The sequence below is a fragment of the Pseudomonas sp. genome, assembly GCF_035554175.1.
In the GTDB taxonomy this organism is placed as follows: Bacteria; Pseudomonadota; Gammaproteobacteria; order Pseudomonadales; family Pseudomonadaceae; genus Aquipseudomonas.
The window spans coordinates 56990-71783 of sequence record NZ_DATMIV010000048.1 but is presented as its reverse complement, the minus strand read 5'-3'; the positions used below and the strand labels follow the sequence as shown (position 1 = coordinate 71783).

14 protein-coding genes are annotated in these 14794 nt (G+C 61.1%); 4 read left to right on the top strand and 10 right to left on the bottom strand.

Annotated features, from left to right (window positions below; all coding sequences use genetic code 11):
• Positions 1–27 precede the first annotated feature (27 nt).
• On the bottom strand, positions 28–1176 hold the full coding sequence (yiaY, locus tag VNV36_RS20980) for an L-threonine dehydrogenase (RefSeq protein ID WP_325720131.1): 1149 nt from the start codon (positions 1174–1176) through the stop codon (positions 28–30).
• A gap of 154 nt (positions 1177–1330) precedes the next feature.
• Here yiaY and VNV36_RS20975 point away from each other — a divergent pair, with 154 nt between their 5' ends.
• Complete coding sequence (locus VNV36_RS20975) at positions 1331–2350, top strand: DUF4917 family protein (RefSeq protein WP_325720129.1); 1020 nt, start codon at positions 1331–1333, stop codon at positions 2348–2350.
• Between the two features lie 257 nt (positions 2351–2607).
• Here the strand turns inward: VNV36_RS20975 and VNV36_RS20970 are convergent, their stop codons facing one another.
• From VNV36_RS20970 to VNV36_RS20955, 4 genes are all read right to left on the bottom strand, one after another.
• Positions 2608–3825, bottom strand: a complete 1218-nt coding sequence (locus tag VNV36_RS20970) for a class I SAM-dependent methyltransferase (protein WP_325720127.1) — start codon at positions 3823–3825, stop codon at positions 2608–2610.
• A 257-nt stretch (positions 3826–4082) separates the two neighbouring features.
• Entirely contained in the window at positions 4083–4700 is a 618-nt protein-coding gene (locus VNV36_RS20965; RefSeq protein WP_325720125.1) for a TPM domain-containing protein, read from the bottom strand.
• 33 nt (positions 4701–4733) lie between these two features.
• On the bottom strand, positions 4734–5486 hold the full coding sequence (locus tag VNV36_RS20960; RefSeq protein ID WP_325720123.1) for a TPM domain-containing protein: 753 nt from the start codon (positions 5484–5486) through the stop codon (positions 4734–4736).
• 13 nt (positions 5487–5499) lie between these two features.
• Entirely contained in the window at positions 5500–6108 is a 609-nt protein-coding gene (locus VNV36_RS20955; protein ID WP_325720121.1) for a LemA family protein, read from the bottom strand.
• A 259-nt stretch (positions 6109–6367) separates the two neighbouring features.
• Between VNV36_RS20955 and bglX the strand changes: the two genes are divergently transcribed.
• Entirely contained in the window at positions 6368–8659 is a 2292-nt protein-coding gene (gene bglX, locus VNV36_RS20950; RefSeq protein ID WP_325720120.1) for a beta-glucosidase BglX, read from the top strand.
• A gap of 105 nt (positions 8660–8764) precedes the next feature.
• On the opposite strand, the gene VNV36_RS20945 is transcribed toward bglX, so the two are convergent.
• The 5 genes from VNV36_RS20945 to VNV36_RS20925 all read right to left on the bottom strand — a co-directional run bounded on the left by VNV36_RS20945 (position 8765) and on the right by VNV36_RS20925 (position 13075).
• Entirely contained in the window at positions 8765–9922 is a 1158-nt protein-coding gene (locus tag VNV36_RS20945) for a phospholipase D-like domain-containing protein (protein ID WP_325720119.1), read from the bottom strand.
• Between the two features lies 1 nt (position 9923).
• Complete coding sequence (locus VNV36_RS20940; protein WP_325720117.1) at positions 9924–10514, bottom strand: YceI family protein; 591 nt, start codon at positions 10512–10514, stop codon at positions 9924–9926.
• Between the two features lie 142 nt (positions 10515–10656).
• Positions 10657–10953: an amidase gene (locus tag VNV36_RS20935; protein ID WP_325720115.1), complete on the bottom strand. Its 297-nt coding sequence runs from the start codon at positions 10951–10953 to the stop codon at positions 10657–10659.
• A complete protein-coding gene (locus VNV36_RS20930) occupies positions 10950–12029 on the bottom strand; it encodes a serine hydrolase domain-containing protein (RefSeq protein WP_325720113.1) in 1080 nt (359 codons plus the stop codon). Before VNV36_RS20930 ends, VNV36_RS20935 begins: the two co-directional genes overlap by 4 nt.
• 167 nt (positions 12030–12196) lie before the next feature.
• Positions 12197–13075 carry an acyl-CoA dehydrogenase middle domain-containing protein gene (locus VNV36_RS20925; protein ID WP_325720111.1) on the bottom strand — a complete coding sequence of 293 codons (879 nt, stop codon included), beginning with the start codon at positions 13073–13075 and terminating at the stop codon, positions 12197–12199.
• Between the two features lie 153 nt (positions 13076–13228).
• Between VNV36_RS20925 and olsB the strand changes: the two genes are divergently transcribed.
• Positions 13229–13984 (top strand): L-ornithine N(alpha)-acyltransferase, encoded by a 756-nt coding sequence (olsB, locus tag VNV36_RS20920; RefSeq protein ID WP_325720110.1) that lies wholly within the window; start codon positions 13229–13231, stop codon positions 13982–13984.
• The gene (locus VNV36_RS20915) at positions 13984–14778 is read left to right on the top strand and encodes a lysophospholipid acyltransferase family protein (protein WP_325720109.1); all 795 of its coding nucleotides are present in this window, start codon (positions 13984–13986) and stop codon (positions 14776–14778) included. Before olsB ends, VNV36_RS20915 begins: the two co-directional genes overlap by 1 nt.
• Positions 14779–14794: the final 16 nt, after the last annotated feature.

Genomic DNA, 14794 nt, shown 5'->3' with positions numbered 1-14794 from the left:
CGGCGTCGCTCGCCTGCACACCCTGATTCAAAACGCATTGCGGAAGATTTCCTCGATCTGGCGCTGATCCGCCGCCCGTGGATTGGTCAGTCCGCAAGCGTCCTTCAAGGCGTTGGCGGCAAGCATCGGGATATCGCTGAGCCTGGCACCCAGCTCACGCAGTCCGCCGGGAATCTCGATGTCCCGGGCCAGGCTGCGAATGGCATGTATCGCCGCTTGCGCGCCCTCCTCTGCGCTGAAACCGCGAATGTCCGCGCCCATGGCGTGGGCGACATCTCTGAGCCGGTCGGCGCATACCTGCGCATTGAAACTCTGCACGTGCGGTAGCAGCACCGCGTTGCACACGCCGTGGGGCAAATCGTAAAAGCCGCCCAGTTGATGCGCCATCGCGTGGACAAATCCGAGTGAGGCGTTATTGAATGCCATGCCCGCCAGAAACTGCGCGTAGGCCATGTTTTCCCGCGCCGCAAGGTCGGTGCCGTCGCGCACGGCGAGGCGCAGGTTGCTGCTGATCAGGCTCATGGCCTTGAGGGCGCAGGCGTCGGTGATCGGATTGGCGGCGGTGGAGACGTAGGCTTCGATGGCGTGGGTCAGTGCGTCCATGCCGGTGGCGGCGGTCAGGCCTTTGGGCATCGCGAGCATCAAGTCCGGGTCGTTGACCGACAGCAGCGGCGTGACGTTGCGATCGACGATGGCCATTTTCACGTGTCGCGACTCGTCGGTGATGATGCAGAAACGGGTCATTTCGCTGGCGGTGCCGGCGGTGGTGTTGATGGCGATCAGCGGCAGTTGCGGCTTGCTTGATCGATCGACACCTTCGTAATCGCCGATCTGCCCGCCGTTGGTCGCGCACAGGGCGATGCCCTTGGCGCAGTCGTGTGGCGAGCCGCCGCCCAGCGACAGCACAAAATCGCAGTTGCTCTCCTTCAACAGCGCCAGGCCGGCTTCGACATTGGCCGTACTCGGGTTGGGTCTGGCACCGTCGAAGATCACCGAATCGGTGTCCTGCATCGCCAGTTTTTCGGCGATCATCGCAGCCATGCCGGCCCTGGCCAGTCCGCTGTCGGTGACGATCAGCGCCTTGTGAAAACCGTAGTTGCGGATCGCGAGCATGGCTTCGTCGAGGCAGCCGCTGCCCATGATGTTGACCGCCGGAATGAAGAAGGTGCTGCTCATCAAATGTCTCCTGACTGGAGCCGGATCGATCGCTGCAATCCGGCAGATGGACACAGGATCGACCGATCGGTCACGGCCAATGTTGATCTGGCTCAATGTCCGCTCGTGATAAAGTCGCCGTCCATCTGCCCTTTGTTTTGAGACTGCCCACGCAATGACCGATTTTCTGGATGTCGACGCCACCCTCGAAGACTGGAACGCCCTGCGCGCCGCGACCGCTTTCAACGGTTTGCTGGTAGGCAATGGCGCCAGCCGCGCGGTGTGGGATGACTTCGGCTACGACTCGCTGTTCGAAAACGCCCGCACGGTCGAAGAGAAACCGCTGAGCCTCTCGGAACTGGCGGTGTTCGACGCGCTGCAAACGCGCAGCTTCGAGCAAGTGTTGGGCGCACTGAAAACCACCAGCCGGGTCAACAAGGCACTGGCGGTCAGCTCGGCGGCGCCGCGCAATCGCTATTACGCGATCAAGGAAGCGCTGATCAACGCCGTGCATGCGGTGCACATTCCGTGGCGCCTGGTGCAGTCTTCGACCCTGGCGGTGCTGAATGCGGAACTGGCGCGCTATCGCACGGTGTTCACGACCAATTACGACCTGCTCAATTACTGGGCGCTGCAACACTCCGGCGAGGCGCTCGACGACCTGTTCAACGGCCCCGACGCCAGTTTCGATCTGAGCCAGAGTGCCACGGACAAACCGCGCCTGCTGTATCTGCACGGTGGTCTGCATCTGGTGCGCAACCAGGACGGCACCGCACGCAAACTGACCTCGACCGAGGGCACCCTGCTCGGCAGCTTTGCGATCAACAATACGATCAAGACGCTGGACGACGTGCCGCTGTTCGTCAGCGAAGGGCCGAGTGCGGACAAGCTCAAGACCATTCGCAGCTCGGATTATCTGTCGTTCTGCTACGAGCAGTTATTGGCCCATGGCGACAGCCTGTGCATCTTCGGCCATGCGCTGGGCGAGCAGGATGCGCATCTGGTGCGAGCGTTGCGGTTGGCCAGGCCGAAGTGCGTGGCGATCTCGATTTATCCGCGCAGTGCCGCGTTCATCCAGCATCAGAAACGTCACTACGCCAAGGTGTTTGAAGATACCGGCATTGAGTTGCGGTTCTTTGATGCCAAGAGCCATGCCCTCGGTGATCCGAAATTGTCGGTACCGGTTGAGGTTTGAAGCAAGATCAAAAGATCGCAGCCTTCGGCAGCTCCTACATGGAAATGCATTCCAGGTGTAGGAGCTGCCGAAGGCTGCGATCTTTTGATTTCAAAGGCTCATGCCGCTGCAAGCTGCAAGCCTGAAGTTGCGAGCTGCGAGCTGCAAGCTTCAAGAAAAAGCAAGATCACCCAACACCGGCACACCAGCGTCATGCTTCAACTTGAAGCTTGCAGCTTGAAACTTGCAGCTTGCAGCTTGCAGCTTGCAGCTGCCCCTCACTGCATATAGCCGTCGGCGCGCAGCAAGGTTTCCAGGCAGTGTTCGCTGATGTGATAGAACGCTTTCAGCTCTGCGATCTTCGCCAACAGCTGCGTCGGATCGACCGGCTGGGCGCGTTTCACCGCGAGAATCATCTTGTTCTTGTTGGTGTGTTCCAGCGAGATGAATTCAAAGACTTTGGTCTCGTAACCACAGGCTTCGAGGAACAACGCACGCAAGCTGTCGGTGACCATTTCCGCCTGCTGGCCCAGGTGCAGGCCGTATTGCAGCATCGGCTTGAGTAGCGCCGGGCTCTGGATCTGCAGGCGGATCTGTTTGTGGCAGCACGGCGAGCACATGATGATCGAGGCGCCGGAGCGAATGCCGGTGTGAATGGCGTAATCGGTGGCGATGTCGCAGGCATGCAGCGCGATCATCACGTCCAGCTCGCTCGGCGCCACCGTGCGCACGTCGCCGCATTTGAACACCAGCCCCGGGTGCTCCAGCTTCGCCGCTGCGGCGTTGCACAGGTTGACCATTTCTTCGCGCAACTCGACACCGGTGACCTCGCCCTCAGCCTGCAAGGTATTGCGCAGATAATCGTGAATGGCAAAGGTCAGGTAGCCCTTGCCCGAACCGAAATCGGCGACCCGCACCGGTTTATCCAGGGCCAGCGGCGACGAGGTCAGGGCGTGACTGAACACTTCGATGAACTTGTTGATCTGCTTCCACTTGCGCGACATCGCCGGGATCAGCTCGTGCTGAGCATTGGTCACGCCCAGGTCTTTGAGAAACGGTCGGTTCAGATCGAGAAAGCGGTTTTTCTCGCGGTTGTGCTCGGCGGACGGCGCCTCACGCAATTGCTGCGGTTTGCTCTTGAACAGCGAAGGCTTGCCTTTTTTGCTGTATTCCAGTTGCGCTTCGTCGGTCAAGGCCAGCAAGTGTGCATTTTTGAACGAGGCCGGCACCAACCCGGCGATCAGCGCCACGCCTTCGTTCAGCGGCAGGTTCTTGGTGATGTCGCGGGTCTTGTAGCGGTAAACAAAGGACAGGCATGGCTGCGCCTTGACCGCCACCGCTTTGATAATGACCCGTTGCAGATCCGCCTCTTCACCGACGTATTTGGCCAGCACCAGTTTGATGAAACCATTGTCGTCGAGGCTGGATTGCAACAGCTCGATGAACTGGGCGTGATGATCGGGGGCCGGTTTATTGGAAGGGGCAGTAGCAGACATGAAAAAGCGGCCTCGGACGGGCGAAATCGGGAATGACGGGTATTTTAGGGGGGATGGGGGTTGGCGACACCCTCTTATTTACCGAACGGCTTGAACCTGAGCAAAGGCATCGCTGAGGCGCAATGAATTCATGTGGCGAGGGAGCTTGCTCCCGCTGGGGCGCGAAGCGGCCCCTGGCATTCATTCAGACAAACTCAGACAGCAAAATTGACGACTGCTGCGCAGCCGAGCGGGAGCAAGCTCCCTCGCCACAGGTCTCAGCCCAACACAATCAAACGATTCGGCAACTCGTTCCGCACCTGCGTCACCGGCACATGCACTTTCAACAATTCGCCACATGCCTCAACGCACGTCACGAACCCCTCCAGCGTGCGCCCTTGCCGGACCTGCTCGGTGAATGCCGCGACAATCGCATCCCAGTTGCTGTTATCCAGCCGTTTGGAAATCCCTTCATCCACCAGAATCTCCACATACCGCTCGGCCTCGCAGACGAAAATCAGCATGCCGGTGCTGCCCACGGTGTGGTGCAGGTTCTGTTCAAGAAACTGCCGCCGCGCCAGGTTGGAGGCGCGCCAGTGGCGCACGCGGCGCGGTACCAGATGGGTAGTGATCTTCGGCAGGCGAAACAGCAGGCACAGGACAATGAACATGCCCCATTGCACCAGCAGCAGACTGCGCAAGGTCAGCCAGCCTGTGAGGTAGTGGACGATGCCCGGCAGCACCAGCGCCAGCAGGCTGGCCCACAACAGCGGGATGTACGCGTAGTCGTCGGCGCGGGCGGCGAGCACCGTGACCAGTTCGGCGTCGGTGTCGCACTCGACCCGGGCGATAGCCTCGGCGACTTTGCGTTGTTCGTGTTCTGTCAGTAATGCCATGTCGAAAAGTGCCTGCTCATTATTCTTTTGATCTCACCAGCCGCCGGACGAACCGCCGCCGCCGAAGCTGCCCCCGCCACCGCTGAAGCCCCCACCGCCGCCACCGCCGCCAAAGCCGCCACCACCGAAGCCGCCCCCTCCCCCGGAGCCGCCACGACCGGCAGGCAGGATACCGAGCATCTGGCAGACAAACACCGTCAGGATGAACAACATCACCAGAAACATGAACAGCGCCGGATGCCGCGAGATGAAATCATCGGCCGGATCGCCGCTGGATTCGTACACGGTCGACGGCTCGTCCAGCGGATTGCCGCCGAGCACCACCAGCATCGCCGCGACCCCGTCGCTGATGCCTTTGCTGAAGTTGCCGGCCTTGAACGCCGGGGTGATGACCTGATGGATGATTACCGACGACTGCGCATCGGTCAGTCGATCCTCCAGACCATAACCGACTTCGATGCGCAATTTGCGCTCGTCACGGGCAACGATCAGCAAGGCGCCGTTGTTTTTGTCTTTCTGACCGATGCCCCAGTGGCGACCGAGCTGAACACCGAAATCCTCGATGGTGGTGCCCTGCAGATCCGGCACCGTGACCACTACCAATTGCTCGCCGGTGGCCTGTTCGTGGGCCTGCAATTGCTGGCTCAGTTGCGCGCGCACCGATGGCTCGAGCATTTGCGCCTGATCGACCACGCGCCCGCTCAGCGCCGGGAACGTCAATTCGGCCCGGGCGCTGACGGCAAACAGCCACAGCATCAGCACCAGGCCCAGTTTCAACACACGCATGGGCGACCTCGAGTCAGAATTTCACTTCCGGGGCCTTTTCCGCGCCGGGCGTGGTGGCTTCGAAGGTTTCACGCATCGGCAGATCGCTGTACATCACGCTGTGCCAGAGCCGACCGGGAAAGGTGCGGATCTCGGTGTTGTATTTCTGCACCGCGAGGATGAAATCCCTGCGCGCCACAGCGATGCGGTTTTCGGTGCCTTCGAGTTGCGATTGCAGGGCGAGAAAGTTCTGGTTGGCCTTCAGGTCCGGATAGCGTTCGGAGACCACCATCAGACGGCTCAACGCGCCGGTCAGTTGATCCTGCGCCTGCTGGAACTGCTTGAGCTTCTCGGGATTGTCGAGGGTGCTGGCATCGACCTGAATCGACGTCGCCTTGGCGCGGGCTTCGATCACCGCAGTCAGGGTTTCCTGCTCATGGGCGGCGTAGCCCTTCACCGTTTCCACCAGATTGGGAATCAGGTCGGCGCGGCGCTGGTACTGGTTCTGCACCTGGCCCCAGGCCGCTTTCGCCTGTTCGTCGAGGGTCGGGATATTGTTGATGCCGCACGCGGTCAACAGCGTGGCGCACACCAGCAACGTGGCGACCTGTAGCCGTGAACGATAGGTTGGGCTGATATTCATTGCAGTGATGCTCCATGACACATTTGATTTAAAAACCGAGCGCTGGACATTCCCGGCCAGCGGTTGGGGCATAATCGGCGCCGCCACTGGCATGCGACGGGCTAATGGGCTAAAAAGTGCCCTTCGCGTTCATGCTGCCGCTGTCGGCTGTGGTTTTTTGGCTCAGGATTTTCGAGCCGGCACCCGAACAACAATAGTCGCTCCCTACATTATGGCTGGCCGGTGTTGCATCACCGCTTGAGCCCTTGAGAAAAAATTCATGAAGAAGCTGTGTTTGCTGGGTCTGTTCGTCAGCCTGGTCAGTCATCAGGTACTGGCCGCCACGACCCCGGTACCCCTGGAGAACAAGGACGCTTTCATCGGCAATCTGATGAAACAAATGACCCTCGACGAGAAGATCGGCCAGTTGCGCCTGATCAGCATCGGCCCGGAAATGCCCCGCGAGCTGATCCGCAAAGAGATCGCCGCCGGCAACATCGGCGGCACGTTCAACTCGATCACCCGTGCAGAAAACCGGCCGATGCAGGATGCTGCCATGCGCAGTCGCCTGAAGATTCCGATGTTTTTCGCGTACGACGTCATCCACGGTCACCGTACGATTTTCCCGATTCCGCTGGCTCTGGCGTCGAGCTGGGACATGGACGCCATTGGCCAGTCGGGCCGCGTTGCCGCCAGGGAAGCCGCCGCCGACAGCCTCGACATCACCTTCGCGCCGATGGTCGATATCTCCCGCGATCCACGCTGGGGTCGCAGCTCCGAAGGTTTTGGTGAAGACACTTACCTGACCTCGCGCATCGCCAAAGTCATGGTCAAGGCCTATCAGGGCGAGACCCCGAGTGCTGCCGACAGCATCATGGCCAGCGTCAAGCACTTCGCCCTGTATGGCGCGGTTGAAGGCGGTCGCGACTACAACACCGTCGACATGAGCCCGGTGAAGATGTACCAGGATTACCTGCCGCCGTACCGCGCGGCGATCGATGCCGGCGCCGGTGGTGTGATGGTGGCGTTGAACTCGATCAACGGCATTCCGGCCACGGCCAACACCTGGTTGATGAACGATCTGCTGCGCAAGGACTGGGGCTTCAAGGGTCTGGCGGTCAGCGATCACGGTGCGATCTTCGAACTGATCAAGCACGGCGTCGCTCGCGACGGTCGCGAAGCGGCGAAGCTGGCGATCAAGGCCGGCATCGACATGAGCATGAACGACACCCTGTACGGCAAAGAGCTGCCTGGGCTGCTCAAGTCCGGCGAGATCGAGCAGAAAGACATCGACAACGCCGTGCGCGAAGTGCTCGCGGCCAAGTACGACATGGGCCTGTTCAAGGATCCGTACCTGCGCATCGGCAAGGCCGAAGACGATCCGGCCGACACTTACGCCGAAAGCCGCCTGCACCGCGCCGAGGCCCGTGAGGTGGCGCGTCGCAGTCTGGTGCTGCTGAAGAACCACAACGAAACCCTGCCGCTGAACAAAGACGCGAAAATCGCGCTGGTCGGCCCACTGGCCAAGGCGCCGATCGACATGATGGGCAGTTGGGCCGCCGCCGGGCGTCCGGCGCAATCGGTCACCCTGTTTGATGGCATGAGTTCGGTGATCGGCGACAAGGCCAACCTGATTTACGCCCGTGGCGCCAATATCACTGGCGACAAGAAAGTTCTCGATTACCTTAACTTCCTCAACTTCGATGCCCCGGAAGTGGTCGATGACCCGCGTCCGGCCAACGTGCTGATCGACGAAGCGGTGAAAGCGGCGAAAGATGCAGACGTGATCGTCGCCGCCGTGGGCGAGTCCCGTGGCATGTCCCACGAATCCTCGAGCCGCACTGACCTCAACATTCCGCAAACCCAGCGCGAATTGATCCGCGCGCTGAAAGCCACTGGCAAACCGCTGGTGCTGGTGTTGATGAACGGCCGCCCACTGACCATTCTTGAAGAGAACCAGTCGGCCGATGCGATTCTGGAAACCTGGTTCAGCGGCACCGAGGGCGGCAATGCCATCGCCGACGTGCTGTTCGGCGACTACAACCCGTCGGGCAAACTGCCGGTGACCTTCCCGCGCTCCGTGGGGCAGATTCCGACCTACTACAACCACCTGAGCATCGGCCGGCCGTTCACCCCGGGCAAACCGGGCAACTACACCTCGCAGTATTTCGACGACACCACCGGTCCCTTGTTTCCGTTCGGTTACGGCCTGAGCTACACGCAATTCGCTCTGAGTGACATGGCGCTGTCGTCGACCACCCTGAACGCCACGGGCAAGCTCGACGCCAGTGTCATGGTGAAAAACACCGGCAAGCGTGACGGCGAAACCGTGGTGCAACTGTACATTCAGGACGTCACCGGTTCGATGATCCGCCCGGTTAAAGAACTGAAGAACTTCCAGAAGATCATGCTCAAGGCCGGCGAACAGAAAGTCGTGCACTTCACCATCACCGAGGACGACCTGAAGTTCTACAACGCCCAGCTCAAATATGCGGCCGAGCCTGGCAAGTTCAACGTGCAGATCGGTCTGGATTCGCAGGATGTGACCCAGCAGAGCTTCGAACTCCTGTAACCCTTGAAAGCAAAAAGCAAAAGATCGCAGCCTTCGGCAGCTCCTACATTGGGATGGCGTATACCCTGTAGGAGCTGCCGAAGGCTGCGATCTTTTGATCTTGTTTCAACCGCGGCGGTCAAGGATGTTGACCACCAACCGATCCACCCAGCCCCACACCCGCTGCTTGACCCGCCGCCACAATGGCCGGCGCCTCCACGCCTCCAGGCTGACCAACTGACTGCGCCCGAAATCCTTGATGAAGCTCGCCTCCACCGCTGCCGTCAGCGCCGGGTCCAGTGCCTCCAGATTCGCCTCCAGATTGAACCGCAGATTCCAGTGATCGAAGTTGCACGAGCCGATGCTCACCCAATCGTCCACCAGCACCATTTTCAGGTGTAGAAAGCACGGCTGGTATTCGAAGATCTGCACTCCGGCCTTGAGCAGACGTGGGTAATAGCGATGCCCGGCATAACGCACCGACGGGTGATCGGTGCGCGGCCCGGTCAGCAGCAGACGCACATCGATGCCACGCGCAGCGGCCTTGCGCAGGGAGCGGCGAATTTGCCACGTCGGTAGAAAGTACGGCGTGGCCATCCAGATGCGTTGCTGGCCGCTGTTCAAGGCGCGAAACAGCGACTGCAGAATGTCGCGGTGCTGGCGCGCGTCGGCATAAGCCACACGGCCCATACCCTTGCCCTTGTCAGGCACGCGCGGCAGCCGCGGCAGACCGAAATGCGCAGCCGGGCGCCAGGCGCGACGATAACGGTTGGCGATCCACTGGCGATCGAACAGCAATTGCCAGTCGATCACCAACGGGCCGCTGATCTCGACCATCACTTCGTGCCACTCGCTGACATCAAAGCCGGGCGTCCAGAACTCGTCGGTGACACCCGTGCCGCCGACCACCGCCAGGCATTGATCGACCAGCAGCAGCTTGCGGTGATCGCGATAGAAGTTGCCGACCCAGCGCCGCCAGCTCAGGCGATTGTAGAAACGCAACTCGACCCCGGCCTGCGTCAGGCGCTGGCGCAATGTCAGGGTAAACGCGAGGCTGCCGTAATCGTCGAACAGGCAACGTACGCGCACACCGCGCTCCGCCGCCGCGACCAGTGCCTGCACGATGGCTTCGGCGCATGCACCGGCCTCGACCAGATACAGCTCCAGCTCGATCTGCTCCCGTGCGCCGGCAATGTGCTCGAGCATGCGCGGAAAGAACTGCGGGCCATCGATCAACAGTTCGAAACGGTTGCCGTCCCGCCAGGGGAACACCGCACCGCGCATGTCAGCGCGCCGTGAAGATCAGCACCGCACCCACCGGCACCGACAGACTGATCGCCGACAGGTCGGCGAGCTTGCGCAGGCTTTCCAGGCCCGGCGCGAGGTCGAAATCCTCGGCATTGATCACCAGCGGCTCCAGCGTTACCACCTGAAAACGCCGGTCATCGAGACGGGTAGCGAGCAACTCGGCGGGGTATTCGTGCTGCTTGCCGTGCAGGTTGACGGTCAGTGGCAGGCGCAACTCCAGCTGCGCGCCCGGGGCCAGATCGTTGATCGGGCGCAAATCGATCTGGGTGGTGATGGTCGCTGCGGGAAACTGGGCGATCTGGAACAGCTCCTTGCGCATGCGCTCGTCACGCAGCGGGATGCCGCTGTTGATCGAGTCCAGCTCGACTTCGACTTCGGCGCGACCGTTGGGGTCGACTTTGCCGTGCAACACCAGAAAGCGCTGTACTTCGGACACACTGGCGTTTTTGGTGCTGACGAAGGACAGCCGCGACGACTCGCCGTCCAGATACCAATTGGCCTGTGCCGGCAACGCGGCAGCCGCCAGCAACAGACTGGCGCAGGCCTTATAAAGGGAGCGGTTGAACATTGAACACTCGTTGGCCGATAAACCTGCACGAACCTTAACCGCCCATGGGTTTATTGCAACATCAAGATCAAAAGATCGCAGCCTTCGGCAGCTCCTACACCATTATGTCCACCCTGTAGGAGCTGCCGAAGGCTGCGATCTTTTAAGGCTGTAAGCGGCAGCCCTGGCGTTCGCTCAGCCACTTTGCGCTGTTGCTGCGGCCCATGCCGCTGACGGTGATGGTTTTGCTGGCGGGATCATCGGTGAATTGGCTGGTTGGCAGCCATTGCTTTACATAACCACGGCAATACTCGGCGCCGTTGCTCATCACATAACGGCACGAGCAATATTCCTTCGCAGTGTAAGCGCTGATGATGTCCGGGAAGGCCCACAGATTCTCGCGCTCGTACCAGCCCCAGGCGAACAGCACGAGCAGCAGCAACAGCACTGACCGCTTCATGGCCGCACCGCCTGCAACACATGCTTGAGCAGTTGGTTATGGCGATAGCTGCCATCGCGATCGTCGGCGTATCGCACGATCACCAGTTTTTCGCTGGGGATGACATACAGCGCCTGCCCCCAATGGCCGAGGGCAGCGAAGGTGTCGGGTGGAGCATCAGGCCACGGCGAAGCTGCATCACCGGCCGGGAGATTGAGCCACCAATGACCGCCAGGCACCGCTTCATCCTGATGCGCCTTGTAGGCGGCAAAGGGTTTGAGGCTGAACGCGAGCCAGTCCCTGGGCAGCACCTGCCGATCATTCCAGCGCCCGTCTCGCGCCATCAACAGACCGACCCGTGCCAGATCCCGGGCGGTGAGATAGGCATAGGACGAGGCGACGAAAGTGCCGCTGGCATCGGTTTCCCACACGGCATGGCGAATGCCCAAGGGGTCGAACAGTGCCGTCCACGGATAGTCGGGATAAAGCGTCGGGCCGACCATGGTCTTCAGCGTGGCGGCGAGCAGATTGCTGTCGCCGCTTGAATAGCGAAAGGCTTGCCCCGGAGCGGCGTAGGCATCGTGTTCGGCAGTGAACGCCGCCATGTCGTGATGGCCTCGGGTGTAGAGCATCGCCACTACCGAAGATTTCAGCGGGGCGTATTCATAGTCTTCCTGCCAGTCCAGCCCGGAAGCCCAGTTCAGCAGATTGCCGAGCGTGATCGCCGGGTGTTTTTCCAGCGCCGGATAGAACTTCAGTGCCGGGTCGTCGAGTTTGAAGCGACCTTCACCGTAGGCCACACCGAGGACAGCGGCCATCAGGCTTTTGCTGATCGACCAGGTCAGGTGCGGCGTCTGTTCGGTGGAGGGGCCGGCGTAGCGTTCGTAGATAATCTGGCCGTCACGGATGACCAGCAGGGCATCGGTGCGGATGCCCTGGCGGGTGGTGTCGTTGCGCGGTGCAAAGGCGTAATTTTCCAGCGCCTGGACGGCCGGGCCGCTGATTGGCGAGCCGATTGGCCATTGCTCGCCGGGCCATGTTTCGGCCTGAGCGGTGAAGCTGATCAGCAGCAGGAACAGGGACAGGCCTTTGAACATGGTTAGGGCTCTGGGGTTGGTCTGCTGAGATTAGGAGCAGTTGATGACAGATGTATGGTGCTCTTCAGGCCGCTTTCGCGAGCAGGCTCGCTCCCACATTTCGACTGTGTTTCAACTGAAGAAACACGGTTGCCCGGTGAGAGCGAGCCTGCTCGCGAAAGGGCCAGTCAGACTTGCGCCAAAGCCTTGGCCAGCCGCTTGGCCCTCGCCCCAGCCGCCAATTGCATTACGCCCTTGTCCCGCTGCCACATCTGCGCCCACTCCACCGGCCCATCGGCCAGCGCCTGGGTCACCTCCCCCGCCAGCGATTCAAATTGCGCAAACAACCCACCCAGCAACACGTGCCCGGCCGGGTGGTTCGGCGGTTGCCGACTGGCTTCGGCGCACCCGGCCAGCAGCGCCAGCAAACGCAGTTGCATCGTCTGCGGCCAGTCGCTGTCCTGGCCAACGCCATACAGCCACGCGGTCATGGCGCTGAGCACATAAACGTCTTCAAGGGTACGAAACGGTTTGACGTAAGCATCCCAGCCATCGCCCGCAAGCAGTTCGCACAGGGCGCCATCGAGGTGCAGGCGACCGTGGCTGATGTCCGGCATCAACGGCAGCGCCGGCAGTTTTTCAACCTTCACGCCAGGCTCGCCGGGATAAACCACCGCCAGACTCAGACGCGGCGTTTCGCCGGGTTCTTCACTGCGTGCCGCCACCAGCAGCCAGTCAGCCGCATCACCGGCGGTGACGAAATCCTTGCGCCCGCTCAAGCGCAAATCGGCAAGTCGCGTGTGCATGTCCGCCGGGCGCAGGCTGCGCTGTTCGGTGGCACATAACGCGCCGAGGCTCAGCGGTGCGCTCGGCCACAACATGCGCAATGCCGCCTGATAACCGACCAGAAACGCCCGCCCCGGCGTCGTCATCCGCCGCCCGCCCGCCACCGCCAACTCGAACGGCGTGACCTTGCCCAACGCCTGCAACAGCATCGCAAAACCCTCAGCCAAATCAGCAGCGGCGGGCAAGCGTTCACGGCAGTGCAGCAGGTCTGACCAGGGCATAGGCGCCTCCTTGTGGGCTGTCATATAAGCATCACCGAACGTTCATGGCGATGACACCGGGGCTACATAGCCTGACTTTGCACAACACGGCTGCATAAAGAAAGTCGATCGGCTGCAACCCACGACGGGTTAAAGGCCCGTACGGAGATTCACATGACGCAAATCGCCCGCATCAGCGACACCGGCAATGAACGCCGCCTGCAAGCCGAACGCCTGGTCGGCGCCGAAGCCTTGCAGCAAGCCCAGGCCCTGCGCTTCAACGTCTTCAGCGGCGAGTTCAACGCCAGACTCAAAGGCGCGGAACTGGGTCTGGACATGGATGATTATGATGTTCACTGCAGCCACATCGGCGTGCGGGATCTGAACACCGGGCGCCTGGTGGCGACCACCCGCCTGCTCGATCACACCGCCGCCAGCAGCCTCGGCAAGTTCTACAGCGAAGAAGAATTCAGCCTGCATGGCCTCGCCCATCTGCAAGGGCCGATTCTGGAAATCGGTCGCACCTGCGTCGATCCGGCCTACCGCAACGGCGGCACCATTGCCGTGCTCTGGGGCGAACTGGCCGAAGTGCTCAATCAGGGTGGCTACAGCTATCTGATGGGGTGCGCGAGCATCCCGATGCAGGACGGCGGCATTCAGGCCCATGCGATCATGCAGCGTCTGCGCGAACGTTATCTGTGCACCGAACACCTGCGCGCCGAGCCGAAAAATCCGCTGCCGACACTGGATATTCCGTCCAACGTCATCGCCGAAATGCCACCACTGCTCAAAGCCTATATGCGCCTCGGTGCGAAGATTTGCGGCGAGCCGTGCTGGGACGAAGACTTCCAGGTCGCCGACGTGTTCATCCTGCTCAAGCGCGACGAACTCTGCCCGCGTTACGCCAGGCATTTCAAGGCGGCAGTGTAATGAGCCGGCTGCGGGTGTACGCGCGAATTGCGCGAGTGCTGCTGGTGGTAACGCTGGGGCTGACCATGGCCAGCGTCTTCGGTGTGTTCGAACGCATTGGGCTGGCGCATTCGATGGAACGTCGCCAATGCTGGTCGCGTTTTTTCATGGCGCGGCTGAGCAACGCCCTGCCCTTTCGCGTGACCGTGCACGGCGAGATGCCGAAACAGCCGATGCTGTGGGTCAGCAATCACGTGTCCTGGACGGATATTCCGTTGCTGGGCATGCTCACGCCGCTGTCGTTTCTGTCCAAGGCCGAAGTGCGCACCTGGCCGGTGGCCGGTTGGCTCGCGGCCAAGGCCGGCAGCCTGTTCATCCGCCGTGGTTCGGGCGACAGCCAGTTGATCCGTAAGCAGATGACCCGTCATTTGCAAACCGAACATTCACTGCTGATGTTCCCTGAAGGCACCACCACCGATGGCCGTTCGTTGCGTACGTTTCATGGCCGCTTGCTGTCGGCGGCGATCGATTCGCAGGTGATGCTGCAGCCGGTGGCGATCCGTTACCTGCGCGACGGCGAAATCGACACGCTGGCGCCGTTCATTGGCGACGACGACTTGCTGTCGCATTTGATGCGCCTGTTCAGCCATGACTGCGGCGATGTCGAAGTGCATCTGCTCAAACCGATTGCCTGTCAGGGCCGCGAGCGTGCGGCACTGGCGTTCGAAGCGCAGCAGGCGGTGCAGAAGGTGTTGTTTGGTGAGGTGGCGAAACCTGCCGAACCGCGTCGCACAGGCAATTTGATCGCCGCCTGACAATCTAAAGATCGCA

What these genes read in the sequence shown, in the direction of transcription:
- VNV36_RS20945 (WP_325720119.1), bottom strand. Translation starts at nt 9,922, where the DNA reads ATGCGCGGTGCGGTGTTCCCCTGGCGGGACGGCAACCGTTTCGAACTG.
- VNV36_RS20975 (WP_325720129.1), top strand. Translation starts at nt 1,331, where the DNA reads ATGACCGATTTTCTGGATGTCGACGCCACCCTCGAAGACTGGAACGCC.
- VNV36_RS20935 (WP_325720115.1), bottom strand. Translation starts at nt 10,953, where the DNA reads ATGAAGCGGTCAGTGCTGTTGCTGCTGCTCGTGCTGTTCGCCTGGGGC.
- VNV36_RS20960 (WP_325720123.1), bottom strand. Translation starts at nt 5,486, where the DNA reads ATGCGTGTGTTGAAACTGGGCCTGGTGCTGATGCTGTGGCTGTTTGCC.
- VNV36_RS20925 (WP_325720111.1), bottom strand. Translation starts at nt 13,075, where the DNA reads ATGCCCTGGTCAGACCTGCTGCACTGCCGTGAACGCTTGCCCGCCGCT.
- VNV36_RS20955 (WP_325720121.1), bottom strand. Translation starts at nt 6,108, where the DNA reads ATGAATATCAGCCCAACCTATCGTTCACGGCTACAGGTCGCCACGTTG.
- bglX (WP_325720120.1), top strand. Translation starts at nt 6,368, where the DNA reads ATGAAGAAGCTGTGTTTGCTGGGTCTGTTCGTCAGCCTGGTCAGTCAT.
- VNV36_RS20965 (WP_325720125.1), bottom strand. Translation starts at nt 4,700, where the DNA reads ATGGCATTACTGACAGAACACGAACAACGCAAAGTCGCCGAGGCTATC.
- VNV36_RS20915 (WP_325720109.1), top strand. Translation starts at nt 13,984, where the DNA reads ATGAGCCGGCTGCGGGTGTACGCGCGAATTGCGCGAGTGCTGCTGGTG.
- olsB (WP_325720110.1), top strand. Translation starts at nt 13,229, where the DNA reads ATGACGCAAATCGCCCGCATCAGCGACACCGGCAATGAACGCCGCCTG.
- yiaY (WP_325720131.1), bottom strand. Translation starts at nt 1,176, where the DNA reads ATGAGCAGCACCTTCTTCATTCCGGCGGTCAACATCATGGGCAGCGGC.
- VNV36_RS20970 (WP_325720127.1), bottom strand. Translation starts at nt 3,825, where the DNA reads ATGTCTGCTACTGCCCCTTCCAATAAACCGGCCCCCGATCATCACGCC.
- VNV36_RS20930 (WP_325720113.1), bottom strand. Translation starts at nt 12,029, where the DNA reads ATGTTCAAAGGCCTGTCCCTGTTCCTGCTGCTGATCAGCTTCACCGCT.
- VNV36_RS20940 (WP_325720117.1), bottom strand. Translation starts at nt 10,514, where the DNA reads ATGTTCAACCGCTCCCTTTATAAGGCCTGCGCCAGTCTGTTGCTGGCG.